15 protein-coding genes, 2 tRNA genes and 1 rRNA gene are annotated in these 16,828 nt (G+C 71.6%); 12 read left to right on the top strand and 6 right to left on the bottom strand.

All coding sequences use genetic code 11. The features are described from left to right. The first annotated feature begins 72 nt into the window (after positions 1–72). Entirely contained in the window at positions 73–1,719 is a 1,647-nt protein-coding gene (locus tag AB0K37_RS32100) for a TIGR03767 family metallophosphoesterase (protein ID WP_363987370.1), read from the top strand. A 54-nt stretch (positions 1,720–1,773) separates the two neighbouring features. On the opposite strand, the gene AB0K37_RS32095 is transcribed toward AB0K37_RS32100, so the two are convergent. After that, positions 1,774–2,808, bottom strand: coding sequence for a M48 family metallopeptidase (locus AB0K37_RS32095; RefSeq protein ID WP_363987369.1), 1,035 nt, complete (start codon positions 2,806–2,808; stop codon positions 1,774–1,776). Between the two features lie 134 nt (positions 2,809–2,942). Between AB0K37_RS32095 and AB0K37_RS32090 the strand changes: the two genes are divergently transcribed. From AB0K37_RS32090 to AB0K37_RS32050, 9 genes are all read left to right on the top strand, one after another. After that, positions 2,943–4,046, top strand: coding sequence for a transposase (locus AB0K37_RS32090; RefSeq protein WP_363987368.1), 1,104 nt, complete (start codon positions 2,943–2,945; stop codon positions 4,044–4,046). A gap of 191 nt (positions 4,047–4,237) precedes the next feature. After that, positions 4,238–5,524: a phenylacetate--CoA ligase gene (locus tag AB0K37_RS32085; RefSeq protein ID WP_363987367.1), complete on the top strand. Its 1,287-nt coding sequence runs from the start codon at positions 4,238–4,240 to the stop codon at positions 5,522–5,524. A 52-nt stretch (positions 5,525–5,576) separates the two neighbouring features. After that, the gene (nadD, locus tag AB0K37_RS32080; RefSeq protein WP_363987365.1) at positions 5,577–6,176 is read left to right on the top strand and encodes a nicotinate-nucleotide adenylyltransferase; all 600 of its coding nucleotides are present in this window, start codon (positions 5,577–5,579) and stop codon (positions 6,174–6,176) included. Between the two features lie 145 nt (positions 6,177–6,321). Then, entirely contained in the window at positions 6,322–6,735 is a 414-nt protein-coding gene (gene rsfS / locus AB0K37_RS32075) for a ribosome silencing factor (protein ID WP_179847082.1), read from the top strand. Then, positions 6,728–7,390, top strand: coding sequence for a histidine phosphatase family protein (locus AB0K37_RS32070; RefSeq protein WP_345180807.1), 663 nt, complete (start codon positions 6,728–6,730; stop codon positions 7,388–7,390). Before rsfS ends, AB0K37_RS32070 begins: the two co-directional genes overlap by 8 nt. Before the next feature lie 76 nt (positions 7,391–7,466). Then, positions 7,467–7,539, top strand: a tRNA-Ala gene (locus tag AB0K37_RS32065). A gap of 389 nt (positions 7,540–7,928) precedes the next feature. Next, positions 7,929–8,120 (top strand): hypothetical protein, encoded by a 192-nt coding sequence (locus tag AB0K37_RS32060; protein ID WP_363987363.1) that lies wholly within the window; start codon positions 7,929–7,931, stop codon positions 8,118–8,120. Between the two features lie 113 nt (positions 8,121–8,233). Next, on the top strand, positions 8,234–8,629 hold the full coding sequence (locus AB0K37_RS32055; RefSeq protein ID WP_363987361.1) for a hypothetical protein: 396 nt from the start codon (positions 8,234–8,236) through the stop codon (positions 8,627–8,629). 84 nt (positions 8,630–8,713) lie between these two features. After that, positions 8,714–8,786 (top strand) — tRNA-Ala (locus AB0K37_RS32050). A gap of 47 nt (positions 8,787–8,833) precedes the next feature. Here the strand turns inward: AB0K37_RS32050 and AB0K37_RS32045 are convergent. From AB0K37_RS32045 to AB0K37_RS32035, 3 genes are read right to left on the bottom strand one after another with little or no spacing between them, the layout of a single operon-like run. Next, the gene (locus tag AB0K37_RS32045) at positions 8,834–9,934 is read right to left on the bottom strand and encodes a Vms1/Ankzf1 family peptidyl-tRNA hydrolase (RefSeq protein WP_363987359.1); all 1,101 of its coding nucleotides are present in this window, start codon (positions 9,932–9,934) and stop codon (positions 8,834–8,836) included. 48 nt (positions 9,935–9,982) lie between these two features. Beyond that, entirely contained in the window at positions 9,983–10,492 is a 510-nt protein-coding gene (locus tag AB0K37_RS32040) for a DUF1360 domain-containing protein (protein ID WP_363987357.1), read from the bottom strand. A gap of 57 nt (positions 10,493–10,549) precedes the next feature. Further along, positions 10,550–10,807 (bottom strand): Rho termination factor, encoded by a 258-nt coding sequence (locus AB0K37_RS32035; RefSeq protein WP_363987356.1) that lies wholly within the window; start codon positions 10,805–10,807, stop codon positions 10,550–10,552. Positions 10,808–10,874: 67 nt separating this feature from the next. Between AB0K37_RS32035 and AB0K37_RS32030 the strand changes: the two genes are divergently transcribed. Next, positions 10,875–14,105 carry a BTAD domain-containing putative transcriptional regulator gene (locus AB0K37_RS32030; protein WP_363987354.1) on the top strand — a complete coding sequence of 1,077 codons (3,231 nt, stop codon included), beginning with the start codon at positions 10,875–10,877 and terminating at the stop codon, positions 14,103–14,105. 100 nt (positions 14,106–14,205) lie between these two features. On the opposite strand, the gene AB0K37_RS32025 is transcribed toward AB0K37_RS32030, so the two are convergent. Both AB0K37_RS32025 and AB0K37_RS32020 read right to left on the bottom strand, forming a co-directional pair. Continuing rightward, positions 14,206–15,027 (bottom strand): ABC transporter permease, encoded by an 822-nt coding sequence (locus tag AB0K37_RS32025; protein ID WP_363987353.1) that lies wholly within the window; start codon positions 15,025–15,027, stop codon positions 14,206–14,208. 1 nt (position 15,028) lies between these two features. Further along, positions 15,029–16,000 (bottom strand): ATP-binding cassette domain-containing protein, encoded by a 972-nt coding sequence (locus AB0K37_RS32020; RefSeq protein ID WP_363987351.1) that lies wholly within the window; start codon positions 15,998–16,000, stop codon positions 15,029–15,031. A 753-nt stretch (positions 16,001–16,753) separates the two neighbouring features. Here AB0K37_RS32020 and AB0K37_RS32015 point away from each other — a divergent pair. Then, positions 16,754–16,828 (top strand): 16S ribosomal RNA (locus AB0K37_RS32015); the annotation flags it as partial.

Below are 16,828 nucleotides of genomic sequence, written 5' to 3'. Positions count from 1 at the left end.
GCAATATGTCACTTTCCGTGACATTGCCTGTGCTGTAAGTTGCCGAACCGGACCCGACAGGAAGGCCGGTTCATGCAACTGGTAGGTCCGGTCGAGGGTGGTGCCGGCGGGGGGACCTACCTGCTCGGCGCCGCGGGCGCGGGCGGGTACCGCAAGGTGATCACCGGTCCGGGTGAGCCGCACCTGCTGCGCCGCGACCTCGGCGGCGCCGCCTCCGCGCGCCGGGCCGCCGCCCGCCGCGGCATCCTGGCGTTCGGCCATCTCACCGACGTCCACATCGTCGACGCGCAGTCCCCGGCCCGCGTCGAGTTCGTCGACCGGCTCAAGGACGGCCTGGACGTCCTGCCGGTCGAGGGCGCCTACCGGCCGCAGGAGATCCTGTCCACGCAGGTCGCCGAGGCCATGGTGCGGGCGGTGAACCGGGTCGGGCGCGGACCGGCGACCGGGCTCGGCCTCGCCTTCACCATCAACACCGGCGACGCCGCGGACAACGTCCAGTACAACGAACTCCGCTGGATCATCGACCTGCTGGACGGCGGGCGCATCCGCCCCGACTCCGGCGACCCGAACCGCTACGAGGGCGTCATGGACTGGGCGTCCTACGACCGCTCGTTCTGGCACCCGGAGGGCCCGCCGCCCGGCGCCGAGGCCGACCTGCCGAGCACCAGGTACGGCTTCCCGCGCGTGCACGGCCTGATCGACGCCGCGCGCCGCCCGTTCCAGGCGACCGGCCTCGACGCGCCGTGGCTGGCCGCGTTCGGCAACCACGACGGGCTCGTCCAGGGCAACCTGCCGGTCAACCCGCTGGTCTCCGGCCTCGCCACCGGCGGCATCAAGATCGGCGCTCCGGCGGACCCCGGCCAGGCCGAGCGCCTCGCCCGGATGATGAGCGGGGGCGACGCCGCCGAACTCGTCCGCCTCAGCCGCGAGCAGGGCGGCGCAGGAGGCCTGTTCCGCCCGGTGACCCCCGACCCGGACCGCCGCATGCTGTCGCGCGCCGAGGTCGTCGCCGAGCACTTCAAGACGACCGCGTCCCTGCGCGGCCACGGCTTCACCCTCGCCAACCTCCGCGACGGAACGGCCTACTACGCCTTCGACAAGGGCGTCGTGCGCGGCCTCGTCCTCGACACCGTCAACCCCAACGGCTACTCCGAGGGCTCGCTCGACCGGAAGCAGTTCGCGTGGCTGGAGTCGCAGCTCAAGGCCGGCAGCAGCCGCTCCATCGCCCCGGACGGCACGGTCGTGAGGCACGCGGTGAAGGACCGGCTGTTCGTCCTGTTCAGCCACCACCCCATCGGCTCGCTGGAGAACCCCCTCGGCGGCGACCGCGTCCTCGGCGACGAGGTCGAGGCGCTCCTGCTGCGCTACCCGAACGTCGTCCTGTGGGTGAACGGGCACACGCACCGCAACCAGGTCATCCCGCACGCGCGCAAGGGCGGCGGGGGGTTCTGGGAGGTCAACACGGCCGCGCACATCGACTTCCCGCAGCAGAGCCGCATCGTCGAGCTGGCCGACAACGGCGACGGCACCCTCTCGGTGTTCGCGACGGTCCTCGACTCCGCCGGGCCCGCCTCCTACGGCGGCCGCCTCACCGACCCGGTCAGGCTGGCGTCGCTGTCCCGCGAACTGTCGGGCAACGACTGGCAGGACCGCGACGAGAACCGCCGCGGCGAGGCCGCCGACCGCAACGTCGAACTCCTGGTCCCCGCCCCGTTCTGAGAACGGCGAAGGGCCGCCGCGTCCGTGTCGCGGCGGCCCTGGCCCGGCGCCCGGTCAGTTGCCGGACGTGGGTCCGTTGTCGCGCCGGGTGAACCGGTCGAACAGCCCGCCGGCGGCCCCCGCCGCGGCGTCGGCCATGTCGCGGACCTTGCCCACGAACGGGTCGGCCGTCCGCTCCCACGACTCGCGGTACGACTGCGCGGCCTCCTTGATCCCGTCGCGGACCGACGCGTTGCCGTCGTCCTCCCGGCGCGCGTAGTTCCCGGCCAGGATTCGCTCGTACTCGCCGCTGCGCGCCCACTGCTCGATCTCGGCGAACCGGATCACCGCGAACGGGTGCGACTGCCCGAGCAGGTTCATGAACTTCAGCAGCCCGTCCCGCACGTCGCCGGCCGCGTCGTACTCGCGCGCCTGCTGCAGGAACGCCTCGCTGCTCATCTCGCCGAGCCGCGTCCCGCCCGCGAGCTTCATGTTCACCCGCTTGGCCGCGTCGAGGTCCTGCCCGGCGAGCAGCCCGGCCCGGTCCGAGGACAGCTCCGCCTTCCGGAACCACTCCCGCAGCCCGATGATGATCGCCGCGATGCCGACGTTGCCGAGCGGCAGCCACGCGAGCCGCGCCCCGAGCTGCAGCAGGATCTGCATCATCGTCTGGTACACCGCGTGGCCGGACAGGATGTGCCCGACCTCGTGCCCGACGACGAAGCGCAGCTCCTCCTCGTCCAGCAGGTCGATCAGGCCGGTGTTCAGCACGATGAACGGATGGTCGGACCCGAGCGCCATCGCGTTCGGCGTCGGGTCCTGCCGCACGTAGAGCTCGGGGACCTCCGGCATGTCCAGGATGTAGGACGCGTCCCGGACCATGTCGTAGATGTGGCGGAACTGGTCCTCCCCGACGCGCACCGTCCCGCCGAGGAACATCAGCCGCAGCGACCGCTCGTTGACCAGCCCCGACAGTTTGCGCAGCACGACGTCGAACCCGGAGAGCGAGCGCAGCGCGACGAGCGCCGAACGGTCCGCCGGGTGTTCGTAGGCCCGGGAACTGATCCCCGGGAACCGCGTACGTGCTCGATCCGGTGTGTTCTCCGTCATGTCCGACCTCCTGGAGGGTTCAGAGCCTTGTCAACGGGCTGGTGTGAGCCGGCGCCGCGGCCCCGGAAAGTCCGGGGCCGCGGAACCGCGCTAATCCCCGGCCTTCGCCGACATGTTCGAATAGTGTCGGCGCTGTGACGCACTGTGTCCGTCGGTCCTTCCGGTACCGCTTCTACCCGACCTTGGAACAGGTCGAGCACCTGAGCCGAACCTTCGGTTGTGTCCGTCTGGTCTACAACATGGCCTTGGAAGCGCGCATGCGGGCCCACCGGGACGGTCGGCCCATGACCTACAAGGAGTCGTCCGCGGCACTGACGGCCTGGAAACGGGAGGGTGATCTCTCGTTCCTGAACGAAGTCTCCTGCGTGCCTCTGCAGCAGGCCCTGCGGCATCTTCAGACGGCCTTTCTCAACTATTTCGCCAAGCGGGCGGGACATCCGCGGTTCAAGTCGCGCAAGCGCTCGCGTGCGTCCGCCGAATACACCCGATCGGCCTTCACCTATGCCGATGGCCGCCTGTCCTTGGCGAAGTTGAAGGAGCCGCTCCGCATCGTCTGGTCGCGGCCGCTGCCGGAAGGGGCGGAGCCCTCCACCGTGACGGTGTCGCGTGACGCGGCGGGCCGCTGGTTCGTGTCCCTCCTGTGCCAGGTTGCCGTCGAACCCCTGGAGCCGACGGATAAGGCGGTCGGATTGGACGTTGGCATCACGGCCCTGGTCACCACGTCCGCAGGGGAGAAAGTGGGCAATCCCCGCCATGAACGCTCTGATCGGCGGAGGCTTCTCAAGGCGCAACGCGTGCTGTCGCGGAGAGAGCCGGGATCGGCCCGCCGCGCCGAGGCCCGGCACAGGCTCGCCCGCGTCCACGCCAGGATCGCCGACCGGCGGCGCGACTACCTGCACAAGCTCACGACTCGTCTCGTCCGCGAGCACCAAGCGGTCGTCATCGAGGACCTCAACGTGGCCGGCATGGTCCGCAACCACCGCCTCGCACGCGCGATCACGGATGCGGCCTGGCGCGAGATGCGGTTCATGCTGGAGTACAAGTGCGCCGCGTATGGACGTGACTTCGTGGTCATCGACCGCTGGTTCCCGTCGTCCAAGCGCTGCTCGGAGTGCGGGGTGGTCCGGCAGGCCCTGCCGCTGAGCGTCCGCACGTGGACGTGCTCGTGCGGAGCAGTGCACGACCGGGACGTCAACGCGGCCCGCAACATCCTCGCCGCCGGGCTGGCGGAGAGGTGAAACGCCCGTGGAGCCGATGTCAGACCTCAAGGGGAGTCTTCTTCCCGAGCGGGCGATCGGCGTCGAAGCGGGAAATTCCTCTCAACGGGGGATAAGCCAAGTCTGGCATGGTAGTTCCGACGATCCACCTTGCCGCAGGGTTCCCCGCCGCGGGAGCCGCGTCCGGCTCTGGCCGCGCCCGGGAGGCAGCCATGTTCGACCCGAAGGCCGAGGCGATGTCCCTCGACGAGCGCGCCGCGCTGCAGCGGCACCGGGTGTGGGGGCTGGTCGACCGGCTCCTGGCGGCCGGCGGCGTGCAGGGGCGGCGGCTCAAGGAGGCCGGGGTCGGGCGCGGGGCCGACGTGACGCTCGCGGGGCTCCGGGACCTTCCGTTCACCACCAAGCAGGACCTCTGGGACCACTACCCGTTCGGGATGCTCGCCGTGCCGCGCGACCAGGTCGCCGCCGTGCACGGGTCCAGCGGGACGCGGGGACGCCCGACGCTCGTCGCCTACACCAAGGCCGACCTCGACCTGTGGGCGGCGATGTGCGCGCGCTCCCTGTCGTGCGCGGGGGCGTCGCCGGGCAGCATCGTCCACAACGCCTACGGGTACGGGCTGTTCACCGGCGGGATCGGCATCCACCAGGGGGCCGTGGCGCTCGGCGCGACCGTGGTGCCGATGTCGGGCGGCATGACCGACCGGCAGGTGCGCATGCTCGCCGACCTCCGTCCCGACATCCTCACCTGCACCCCCGCGTACGCGCTGCGGCTGGGGGAGGCCGTCGCCGAGGCGGGGGTCGAGCCGACGTCGCTCAAGGCCGGGCTCTTCGGCGCGGAGCCGTGGTCGGAGGAGCTGCGCACGGCCATCGAGAACGTCCTGCCGATCAAGGCGATGGACGTCTACGGGCTGTCGGAGATCATCGGGCCCGGGGTGGCCACGGAATGCCTGGAGCAGGACGGCCTCCACGTCAACGAGGACCACTTCGTCGTGGAGGCCGTCGACCCCGCCACCGGCGTCCCCGTCGAGGACGGCGTTCCGGGCGAGCTCGTGTTCACCACGCCGACCAAGCAGGCGCTGCCGCTGCTGCGGTACCGGACGGGCGACATCGCGTCCCTCACCCGCGGCGAGTGCGCCTGCGGACGGACCCTGGTGCGGATGAGCAAGATCATCGGTCGCGCCGACGACATGATCGTCGTCCGGGGCGTGAACGTGTACCCGAGCGAGGTCGAGCGGGTCCTGCTCGGCTCCGGGCTCGTCCGGCCGCACTACCAGCTCGTCGTGGACCGGCGCAGCCCCACCGCGCGGCTCCTCGTCGCCTGCGAGGCCCTCTCCGGCGACCCGCGGGCCGCGCTCGTCCACGCCCTGTACGAGACGCTCGGCCTCACCGCCGAGGTCGCGGTCCTGCCCGAAGGGACCGTGCCGAGGGTGGAGGTGGGCAAGGCCGTCCGCGTCGTGACCTGGGAGGACGGCGACCCGCCGCTGCCCGGCCTGGCCTGAGCCGCCGGGGGCGGAGGTTCCGGACGCGGACCGGCTGGCTATTGTCGTCGCTATGACGCAAAAGCGGCGCATGGGGATCATGGGCGGCACGTTCGACCCGATCCACCACGGGCACCTCGTGGCCGCCAGCGAGGTCGCGCACTTCTTCTCCCTGGACGAGGTCGTGTTCGTGCCCACCGGCATCTCGGCCCACAAGGAGGGGAGCAAGGTCGCCGCCGCGGAGGACCGCTACCTCATGGCCGTGATCGCCACCGCGTCCAACCCGCGCTTCTCCGTCAGCCGCGTCGACATCGACCGGCCCGGCGCCACCTACACCGTCGACACGCTCCGCGACATGCGCGAGATCCAGGGCCCGGACGCCGACCTGTTCTTCATCACCGGCGCGGACGCGCTGGAGAAGATGCTCACCTGGCACGACACCGACGAGCTCTTCGAGCTCGCCCACTTCATCGGCGTCACCCGCCCCGGCCACCGGCTCGCCGACCCCGGGCTGCCCGACGGGCGCGTCTCCCTCATGGAGGTGCCCGCCCTGTCGATCTCCTCCACCGAGTGCCGCGAACGCGTCGGCAGCGGCGAACCCATCTGGTACCTCGTCCCGGACGGGATCGTCCAGTACATCAACAAGCGGGGGCTCTACCGCGCCGCCGCCTGACGGGGCGCCGCGGCCACATATTCTGGAGGGGGAACGGGGCCGCATCCGCCATTGCGGTCGAACAACGACAAAGAGGTCGATCGTCCGCCGCACATGAGAAGGTGGGAGCGGAGACGACCCCTACAGGGAGGATCGCGAGCGCATCGTGACCGCATCCGAGAGGGCGGCGCAGCTCGTCCGGATCGCCGCCGAGGCGGCGGGCGACAAGCTGGCCGACGACATTCTTGCCTACGACGTGAGCGAGCAGCTCGTCATCACCGACGCGTTCCTGCTCTGCTCGGCCCCCAACGACCGCCAGGTCCGCGCCATCGTGGACGAGGTCGAGAAGCGCCTGCGCGAGGAGGCCGAGGCCAAGCCCGTCCGCCGCGAGGGCGAGCGCGAGGGCCGCTGGGTCCTGCTGGACTACGCCGACATCATCGTGCACATCCAGCACGAAGAAGACCGAATGTTCTACGCCCTCGAACGGCTCTGGAAAGACTGCCCCCTCATCGACCTGCCGGAGAGCGTCACCGCCCACCAGGCCCAGCGCGCCCGCGCCGTCGGGAGCCCGAGTGAGTGACGCCCGCCCGGCCCGCGAACCGGGCAGACGCCGCCTCGTCCTCTGGCGGCACGGCCAGACCGCGTGGAACGTCGAGCGCCGCTTCCAGGGCAAGACCGACATCCCTCTCGACGAGACGGGCGTCGCCCAGGCCCAGCGCGCCGCCCGCCTCCTCGCCGGCCTCCGCCCCACCGCGCTGCTCTCCTCGCCGCTGCGCCGCGCCGCCGACACCGCCCAGGCCCTCGCCGAGGTCACCGGACTGCCCGTCGGCTACGACCGCGACCTCATCGAACGCGACGGCGGCGCCTGGGAAGGCCTCACCTCCCGCGAGATCCGCGAACGCTACCCCGCCGAGCACGCCGCCTGGCAGCCGCCCGGCGGCGAGACCAGCGCCCAGGTCGCCAAACGGGTCGGCTCCGCGCTCGAACGCGCCCTCGACGAACTGGAGCCCACCGGCCAGCTCGTCGTCGCCTCCCACGGCGCCGCCCTCCGCCTCGGCATGTCCCACCTCCTCGGCCTCCCCGAAGAGACCTGGGAACGCCTCGGCGGCCTGTCCAACTGCTGCTGGTCCGTCATCACCGAGATGCGCAACGGCGGCTGGCGCCTCGCCGAGCACAACGCCGGCACCCTCCCCGAACCCGTCCTCAGCGACGACCGCCCCGACGCCGGCACCTGACCCGAACGATTCGAGACCAGTCCCGGCCGTCCTATACACTGGCTGGGCGCCGCGGGATGAACGTCCACGCGGCGGCGGGGCTATGGCGCAGTTGGTAGCGCGCCTCCATGGCATGGAGGAGGTCTGGGGTTCGAATCCCCATAGCTCCACGAACGGAGTTGGGAGGACCGTGCCCACGGAAAGCGTGGGCCGGGACTCCCTTCTTCATGTCTGCCTGGGGGGCGACCCCCAGACCCCCGATGTGGGGGCTCCGCCCCCACGCCCCCTCCCGGCTCAGGTTCTTGGGCATCTGCGGGTTGGTGCGGCTTGCTCTCGGTGTTTGGGGCTTCGCCCCTCGCCCCCTGCCGGTTGAGGTCCTTGGGCGTCTGCGGGTTGGGTGTGGGTGTTTGGGGCTTCGCCCCTCGCCCCCTTGCGGTTGAGGTCCTTGGGTGTGTGCGGGGTGGTGGGGATCTGCTGCGGATGCTCTGGCTGGGGGCGGGGGGATGGTTTCATGCGGGGTATGGGAAGACACCGCAGGGGGGCTCCGCGGGAGGTCACCGTGGCCGACCTCATCGATGAGCTGCGCCGGTTCGATCCGGGCGCCGAGGTGCGGCTGGCCATTCAGCCGCGGATGCCGCAGGAGCACGCCGTCGGGACCGTTGCGCAGGCGGACGGGATCGTGTGGATCGGAGACGGGGGGCAGCGGGGCTACGCGCCCGACGAGGTCGGCGAACGCCTCGGGTGGAGCTGACGCAAAGCCTTCACCATGGCGGCGGCTGCCTTTCCCCCGCCCGCGCTTCGCCGTGTTGATCATGCGGGAAGGCCCTCACGTGGCGATGCATGATCGAGATGAGGGTTGACCCCATGAGAAGCCGGTTCACCGGGAAGAGGATGCTGCTGGCCGCAGCGGTCGCCGGAGCGTCCGTCGCGGCGGCGTCCGCTCCCGCGCAGGCCGCTCCGCCGCCCGACTCGGAGGCCAACAAGGTCGACGACTGCGCTGAGGCGCTCAACGTGCTGTCCTCCTTCAAGCTGCTCCCGAACCAGCCCGACATCGGCCGGACCCTGTGCTCCATCGCGAAACAGCAGAGGGATCAGAAGGACCAGTTCACGAACGAGGTCCACACCGAGTACACCGACGACAACGGCAAGAAGGTCGAAAGCGACACGTCCCTCGGCTCGGTCGAGTGGCTCAAAAGCCTTACCGTCCACGTCCCGACGGTCAACGACCACTGGTACGTCTACACCTCGAAGAAGCCCTGACCCGCGCGCCGGCCGCGGAGGGGCGACCCTCCGCGGCCCGCGCGTCCCAACCGCTCCCAACGTGCACTAAGCTTTTCCTCGCGAGGGGCTATGGCGCAGTTGGTAGCGCGCCTCCATGGCATGGAGGAGGTCTGGGGTTCGAATCCCCATAGCTCCACGATCGATTCAGGAGTGGTCGCCGAGGGCGCCACTCCTTTTCGTTTCTCAGGCCGTGAAGCGCAGGACGGCGCCCACGTGCAGGGTGGGGGCCTGGCCGTTCGTGGGCAGGACGACCAGTTCGCCGTCGGTCGCGGCGGCCGCTCGCACCAGGGCCGCATCGGCGCGGACCTCGCGAGGGTCGGCGACGCCGAACTCCTCGCGCAGCTCCTCGGCGGTGGTGGCGACCTGGGACGGGTCGGGGCCGACCCACAGCCGGGCCTGCGAATCCGGTTCGTCCGCCAGCAGCAGCGTCTCCACCCGGGCCTGCCGCACGGCCTCCGTCGTCGCATCCAGTCCGGAGACGGCGCGCTGGCCGTTGGCGAGTTCCCGGTCGAAGCGCTCCGCCACGGTCATGATGCGCTCGGTGGACTTCAGCTGCAGGAGGCGGCGCAGTTCGGCGTCGAGATCCGGGTCGTCGACCGTGGTGTTCTTGTCGGCCTCGACGGTGTGCTCCAGGACGTGGTCCGAGACCTCCTCCAGGACGGCCGTCCGGGCGCGGGTATCGCCGGCGATCACGACGGCCTCGGCGCCGCAGCGCTCCGCGGCCCGGTCGATCTCGTGGGCGACCTTCTTGGCGTTGACCTTCCAGACGTTCTCCGAGGAGCGCTGGAACCGGGACTGGTTCCAGTCGCCCGCCTTGACCTTGCGGATGGGGTAGTCCTCGTCCCCGTCCACGTCGATGCGCTCGCGCTTCCCGTCGGCGGTGACGCAGTCGATCGCGCCGCCGCGCCGGTCGACCACCGCCAGCAGGTGCGGGAACCGCTCGCCGCGCTCGACGAGGTAGGGCAGGACGTCGGGGAGCGGGGCGAGAGTGGCGCGCGTGCCGCGGGGCGGGCCCGGCAGGCGGTCGCTGTGCACGACCTCGCCGTCCGCCGCGAAGATCACGATGCCTTCGGAGCGGCGCAGCGCCATGTCGTCCTGGATGGTCTGCTCGATCGCGCGGAGCGTGGCGTCCGGCGTGTGCTGGGCCTCCAGCTCCGAGCGCAGCGCCCGCCACCGCAGCTCAGCGGCCTTGGACGCGTCCTCGGTGGTCCGGGTGAGGTCGGCGTACACCGACGCGTACGGTCCCGGCCGTTGGTACAGCGTTTTGAGGAATGCCAGATCCATGGGTTGGCCGTACCCCCCGTATCTGTGACAAACGTGGTGCTTGGGACGTCAGCCCTCGGCGGACTTCTGGAGCCGCGCGTAGGCGAGCTGCAGCCAGTCCGATCCGGCGACCGCGGTCATCGTGGCGCCGGCGAGCCGGGTCGCGTCCGGGGCGAACACGAGCCCCGCCGCGTATGCCGTCGCCACCCACTGGGCGGTGCAGAACGGGCATGTGATCAGCTCGCCCACGGCGTGCCGGACCCCCTTGCCGCGCACCTCCTCCGACAGTTCGGCCGGGCCGGCCGTCCCCGAGTAGCGGGTGAACGGGGCGCGCAGCGGGCTCGTCACCGGGTCCTTGGTGATCAACCGGGACGCCTTGTGCGTCGTGATCGTCATCAGGGCCAGGTCGGCGAGGCCGATCGCCGGGGTGCGGTCGCGGAGGCGGCGCCCAAGCAGCGCCAGCGTCCCCGTGGTGAGGGCGTAGACGGCGAGCGTGCCGAGGTACGAGCCGAGCGGCCGGTCCTCCCCGGCTGCGTACTCCTCCTTCTGTTTGCGCGCGGTGTCGACGACCGCGTTCATGGGCTCTCCTTCTTTCGGGGGGACGAGCGGCACGGCTCGCCGTCCTCGGCGGGGTCTCTAGTGGTCGCGCAGCGCCTTGACCAGCTCCGACTTGTTCATCGAGGAGCGGCCCTCGATGCCGATCTCGCGGGCGCGCTTGAGGAGGTCGTCCTTGGTCCAGTCGTCGTAGGAGGGGCTCTTGCCGCCCTTGCGGCCGACCTTCTTCTCGCCCTGGCCCGCGGAGGCGTTGGCGATCCGCGCCGCCTTCTCCTTGCTCTCGCCCTTGTCGCGGAGCTTCTGGTACTTCTTCTCGTCCTTGATCTGTGCTCTGGGCATAGGGAATCCGTACCCGGCTCGCGGGATCCACACATCGGGGACAATGGCACCCGGGAAGGGGGCCATCGTGCGCATCGGCATCCTGGGACCGCTCGACGTGCGGGACGGGGCGGCGCGGCCCGTCGAGGTCGCGGGCCGCAGGCTGCGGGCGCTCCTCGTGCGGCTGGCGGCGGAGGCCGGCCGCCCCGTGTCGGCCGAGCGGCTGCTCGACGACCTGTGGGAGGGCGCCCCGCCCGGCGGGAACGCGCTCCAGGCGCTCGTGTCCCGGCTGCGCGGCGTCGCCGGGCGCGACATGGTCGAGCACGGCCCGGCCGGCTACCGGCTCGGCATCGACCCCGCCGAGATCGACGCGGTCGCGTTCGAGCGCGGCGTCGCCGCCGCCCGCGCGGAGCAGGACCCCGTGGCGCGGGCCGAGGGCCTGCGCGCGGCGCTCGCCCTCTGGCGCGGACCCGCCCTCGCCGACGTCGCCGACAGCGATTTCGCCCACCCGACCATCGCGCGGCTGGAGGAACTGCGGCTCGCCGCCGTGGAGGACCGCGTCGACGCCGAGATCGCCGCCGGGCTGCCCGTCCCGCCCGCCGCCGAACTGGAGCCCCTCGCCGCCGCGCACCCGCTGCGCGAGCGGCTGCGGGGCCAGTTGATGCGCGCCCTGTACGCGGCGGGACGCCAGGCCGACGCCCTGGAGGTGTACGAGGAGACGCGGCGCGCCCTCGCCGAACGGCTCGGCGTCGACCCGTCCCCGGAGCTGGCCGCCGTCCACCTGTCGATCCTCCGGCGCGAGGCGACGGCCCCGCCGCCCGAGCCCGAGCCCGCGCCCGCCGTCCCGCGGCCCGCGCGCACCAACCTGCCCGCTCAGCTCACCAGCTTCGTCGGCCGGGAGGAGGAGTCGCAGCGGGTCGGCAAGCTCCTTCGCGAGACCCGCCTGGTCACCCTCACCGGCCCCGGCGGCGCCGGCAAGACGCGGCTGGCGGGGGAGAGCGCCGCCGCGCTCGTCGACGAGATGCCGGACGGCGTGTGGTTCGTCCCGCTCGCCCCGGTCAGCGACCCGGGCGACGTCGTGCATGCGGTGCTGTCGGCGCTCGCGGTCCCCGAGACCGTCCGCCCCGCCGAGACCCGCGTGGCGGTGCGGCCCCTCGAACGGCTCACCGACTTCCTCGCCGCCAAGCGGACCGTGCTCGTCCTCGACAACTGCGAGCACCTCATCGACGCCGTCGCGCGGCTCGTCGACCACGTCGTCGCGCACGCCGACGGCGTGCGCGTCCTCGCCACCAGCCGCGAACCGCTCGGCATCACCGGCGAGTCGCTGTGCCCGGTGCCGTCCCTCCCGCTGCCGGCCGAGGACGCCGCCGACCCGGCCGACGCCCTCGGCTACGCCTCGGTCCGGCTGTTCGCCGACCGCGCCGCCGCCGTCCGCCCCGGCTTCGCCGTCGACGCCGTCAGCGTCGCCGACGTGGTCGCGATCTGCCGCGCGCTCGACGGCATCCCGCTCGCGATCGAGCTGGCCGCCGCCCGGCTGCGCTCCCTCACCCCCGGCCAGGTCGCGGCCCGCCTCGGCGACCGGTTCCGGCTGCTGACCGGCGGCAGCCGCACCGCCCTGCCCCGGCACCGGACCCTGCGCGCCGTCGTCGACTGGAGCTGGGATCTGCTGGACGAGGAGGAGCGCGCCGTCCTGCGCCGCCTCTCCGTGTTCGCCGGCGGCGCCACGCCGGACGCCGCCGTCCGTGTGTGCGGCCTCGACGCGCCGGACGCCCCCGACCCGCAGGACGTCATCGACGTGATCGCCGCGCTCATCGACAAGTCGCTGGTGATCGCCGACGGTGACGCCGAGGTCCGCTACCGGCTGCTGGAGACCGTCCGGGTCTACGCGGGGGAGCGGCTGGAGGAGGCCGGCGAGACCCGCCGCGTCCGCGACGCGCACGCCGCCTACATGGTCGAGTTCGCCGAGCGCGCCGAGCCGGAGCTGCGCCGGCGCGACCAGCTGGTCTGGTCCGCCCGGCTGGTCGCCGAACGCGAGAACTTCACCGTCGTGTTCCGGCACGTCACCGAGGCCGGCGACGTCGAGTCGGCCCTGCGGCTCGTGGCCGGGCTGGTGTGGTTCTGGATCCTGCGCGACATGGAGCGGGAGTCGGGCGGCTGGACGGTCGTCGTCCGCGAGATGGCGGGCGACGCCGCACCCCCCGGCCTGGAGGAGGCGTACGCGTTGTGCGTCGTCTTCGCCACCCTCGTGACCGAGCTGACCGATGCGGCCGGGCCGACGAGGGAGTCGATGCAGGCGGCGGTGAAGCGCACCCTGAGCGTCGTCCCCGCGTCGCCCGCGCACCCCGTGCTCGCGCTCGCCGAAACGGGGGCCGGCATGTTCGGCGGCGACGTCGAGGAGATCCGGCGCAGCCTCCACCGCATCCGGGAGCACGCCGACCCGTGGGTACGGGCCGTCGTCCGCGTCATCCTCGGGCACATGGGCATCAACACCGGCCAGATCGACGACGCCGCCGAGTACGCCGCCGACGGCTACGCGCGGTTCCGCGAGCTCGGCGACAGGTTCGGAATGATCGTCGCGCTGAGCGGCATGATGCAGACCGCCGTGGCGCGCGGCGACCTGGCGGAGGCGGTTCGCCTCGGCGAGGAGGCGTACGGCTACGCCACGGGCGGAGTCAGTCCCGAGCAGGGCGCCACACTGCTCGCCCAGCTCGCACGGGTGCGCGCCCGGCGGGGTGATGTCGCGCGCGCCCACGCCGACCTCGAACAGGCCGTGGCGCAGGCCGAGCGGGTCGGCGAGTTCGCCGAAGCCGCGAGCTCGTCCCTCCTGCTGTGCGAGCTCGCCTTGCAGGAGGGCGACCGCGGGGCCGCGCGCCTTCACGCCGACCGCGCGTGCGCGTGGGTCCAGACGCGCGGGCACCGTCCGGACTTCGCGCAGGCCGTCCGCAAGGCGCACAGCCGCCTCGGCTGCCTGGCGGAGGAGGACGGCGACCTGGAGGCCGCGAAGAGCTGGCACGTCCGGGCGCTGAACGATCTGCGGAACGACGTGCTGCTGGGAAACCCGACCGTGGCGGAAGTCGTCGAGGGCGTGGCCGCCTACGCCGCCGCGCGTGGGAAGCACGTGCGCGCCGCCGAACTGCTGGGCACGGCGCACAACCTGCGCGGCTACCTTGACGCGGCGAACTACGAGGTCGGCCGGACGCTGTCGCTCGTCCGCGGCCACCTCGGCGAGGAGGCGTTCACCGCCGCGTACGAGCGCGGGCAGCGGGTCACCCGGGAAGACGTCTTCGCCCAGTCGGACGGGCTGGTCACCTCGATCTGAGCGCATGCGCTCACTGGACGGTTCATGCGGTGCCGGAAAGGCGCGTCGCCCCGGAGACGGACTCTCCGGGGCGACGCGCGTTGCGATGTGAGGCCGGACGTCAGGCCCTCCGCGAGTACATGCGCATGGCCAGCGGGAACGTGACGACGACGATCCCCGCCGCCCACGCGAGCGTGTACCAGGCGTGGTTGCCGATGGGGCCGCCGACGGTCAGTGCGCGCACCGACTCCGCCAGGTGCGTGATCGGGTTGACCTTCGTCCACGCCTCCAGCCAGCCCGGCATCGTGGACGTGTCCGGCACGAGGATGCTGCTGCCGAACGTCAGGGGCATCACCCAGATGAACGCGAGCCCCTGCACCGTCTCCGGTGTCGGCGCGACCAGCCCGACGAGCACGGAGATCCAGCAGACGGCCAGGTAGAACACGTAGGCCAGTGCGAACGCCGCGAGCACCGACAGAGGATCGGTGTGGAACCGGAAACCGAGCACCGACCCGAAGGCCACGAGCACCGTCATCACGGTGATGAACCGGACCGTGTCCCCGAGGACGGTCCCGAGCAGCGGTGCCGAACGAGCGATCGGAAGGCTCCGGAACCGGTCGAACACGCCCTTGTGGATGTCCTCGTTCAGCGCCGTCCCGAGCCCCATCGTGGCGAACATCGCCATCTGCGCGACGAGACCCGGAAGCAGCTGCTGCAGGTACGAATGCGTGTCGCCGGCCACCGCGCCGCCGAACACGTACAGGAACAGCAGCAGGAACACGATCGGCATCAGCGTCGTGTCCAGCAGCTTCTCGGGCGAGTGCTTCAACTGGGCGACGTTGCGCCACGCCAGAGTCAGGCCGTGCCGCAACGTCCTCCTCATGCTGATGCGCGCGGGCGGCTCCGCGGCGGACGGACGGCTGTCAACGGTGATGGCGGTCATGTCAGGCTCCCTCGGGAACGAGTTCGGGGGTGGGTTCTTCGGCGTGGTGGCCCGTCAGTGTGAGGAACACCTCGTCGAGGCTCGGCATCCGCAGCGCCAGCTCGGCCGCCACGATGGACGCCTCGTCCAGCCGCCGCACCAGGGCCGACAGCAGGCGCGGATCGTGCACGGGCGCCGTGACCAGTCCCGCGGCCTCCTGGACCTCCGGACGCTCCCCGGTCAGCTCCGCCACGATCGCGGCGAGCTGCGCCGAGCGGAACGGCTCGGCCGCCCGGACCACCAGCGTCCGCCGCCCGATCCGCCCCTTCAGATCGTCGGAGGTGCCCTCCGCGATGACCCGCCCCTGGTCGAACACCGCGATCCGGTCGGCGAGCGCGTCGGCCTCCTCCAGGTACTGCGTGGTCAGCAGCACCGTCGCCCCCTCGGCGACGACCTCCCGGACCGTGTCCCAGACCTCGTTGCGCGCCCGCGGGTCCAGCCCGGTCGTCGGCTCGTCCAGGAAAATGATCTCCGGGTGGTTGATCAGGCTCGCCGCCAGGTCCAGCCGCCGGCGCATCCCGCCGGAGTACGTCTTCACGGCGCGGCCTCCCGCGTCGGTGAGCCGGAACCGGTCGAGCAGCCGCCGCGCCCGCGCCTTCGCCTCGGCGCGGCCGAAGTCCAGCAACCGGGCGATCATCACGAGGTTCTCGAAGCCGGTCAGCTCCTCGTCCACCGACGCGTACTGCCCGGTCAGCCCGATCTTCGCCCGGACGCGCACCGCGTCCTTGACCACGTCGAACCCGCCCACCTCGGCGCGTCCGGCGTCCGGCTTCAGCAACGTCGCCAGCACGCGCACCGCGGTGGTCTTGCCCGCTCCGTTCGGTCCGAGGACCCCGAGCACCGTCCCCCGGCGGGCCGCGATGTCCACTCCGTCCAAGGCCTTCGTGTCCCCGAACCGTTTCCGCAGCCCCTCAGCGCGGATCACATCGTCCATCTGGTGCCTCCCGTAGGTCTTTCGCTGTGACGGTCACCACCGTGGGCCACGTCGCTGACGCCACGCGGACACCGGCGCGCGGACGCTGACGTGACGCTGACGGGTCGGTGACGCCGCCGATTTGAACCGCATGTGACCTGGGGGTTTCGACGGAGGGGCGAGCAGGTGGCCGGTCCCGATTTGACGGGCCTTCCGAGGCTGCCTAATCTCTGTGGTGCCCCAAGGGGATGCGGGACGCCGACAGGCGGACGGCCCCAGGGGACACTGACAGAGGAAAACGGTTCGCAGTGTTCTGCGCGCCGGGGTACTCTTGAAGGACAAGCCCGGACGGGATGCAGGACGCCGCAAGGTGGCCGGCCCGCAGGGCGCCTCCCACGGAACGATCATCCGAGTCTCTGGCTCGGTGTCGTGTCGTCGCGTGGGGGACGGGCACACCTTCGATCGTCGAAAAGATCTTCGCGGATCGGCTTGACAACGAGGATGAGCCTGGTAAGTTAGCAGGGTTGCCCCGGAGCCGGGGTCCGCGAGAGCGGGGTTCGGCGCGGTGGGTGTCCGTTTCTTGAGAACTCAACAGCGTGTTAAAAGCCAGTGCCTTTATCGGCTCGGCCAGTTTCGGCCGGGTCGCCCCGTGCCATCTCTTCGGAGATGGTGGGGATTTCTTTGAGGCAATGCCATCCCGTTGGGATGGTGATGCTGGGATTGTTTCCTGAGGTTTGGCTGGTCGGGGTTCGCCCCCTGGCTGGTCGTTGGACCTTGATGGAGAGTTTGATCCTGGCTCAGGACGAACGCTGGCGGCGTGCTTAACACATGCAAGTCGAGCGGAAAGGC

It is taken from the genome of Actinomadura sp. NPDC049753, assembly GCF_040674655.1.
Classification (GTDB): Bacteria; Actinomycetota; Actinomycetes; order Streptosporangiales; family Streptosporangiaceae; genus Spirillospora; species Spirillospora verrucosospora.
This window is presented reverse-complemented; position numbering and strand designations above follow the sequence as displayed.

Coding starts and splice junctions, on each gene's coding strand:
- AB0K37_RS32100 (WP_363987370.1), top strand. CDS start 73: ATGCAACTGGTAGGTCCGGTCGAGGGTGGTGCCGGCGGGGGGACCTAC.
- AB0K37_RS32055 (WP_363987361.1), top strand. CDS start 8,234: ATGAGAAGCCGGTTCACCGGGAAGAGGATGCTGCTGGCCGCAGCGGTC.
- AB0K37_RS32085 (WP_363987367.1), top strand. CDS start 4,238: ATGTTCGACCCGAAGGCCGAGGCGATGTCCCTCGACGAGCGCGCCGCG.
- AB0K37_RS32035 (WP_363987356.1), bottom strand. CDS start 10,807: ATGCCCAGAGCACAGATCAAGGACGAGAAGAAGTACCAGAAGCTCCGC.
- AB0K37_RS32025 (WP_363987353.1), bottom strand. CDS start 15,027: ATGACCGCCATCACCGTTGACAGCCGTCCGTCCGCCGCGGAGCCGCCC.
- AB0K37_RS32040 (WP_363987357.1), bottom strand. CDS start 10,492: ATGAACGCGGTCGTCGACACCGCGCGCAAACAGAAGGAGGAGTACGCA.
- AB0K37_RS32095 (WP_363987369.1), bottom strand. CDS start 2,808: ATGACGGAGAACACACCGGATCGAGCACGTACGCGGTTCCCGGGGATC.
- nadD (WP_363987365.1), top strand. CDS start 5,577: ATGACGCAAAAGCGGCGCATGGGGATCATGGGCGGCACGTTCGACCCG.
- AB0K37_RS32045 (WP_363987359.1), bottom strand. CDS start 9,934: ATGGATCTGGCATTCCTCAAAACGCTGTACCAACGGCCGGGACCGTAC.
- AB0K37_RS32020 (WP_363987351.1), bottom strand. CDS start 16,000: ATGGACGATGTGATCCGCGCTGAGGGGCTGCGGAAACGGTTCGGGGAC.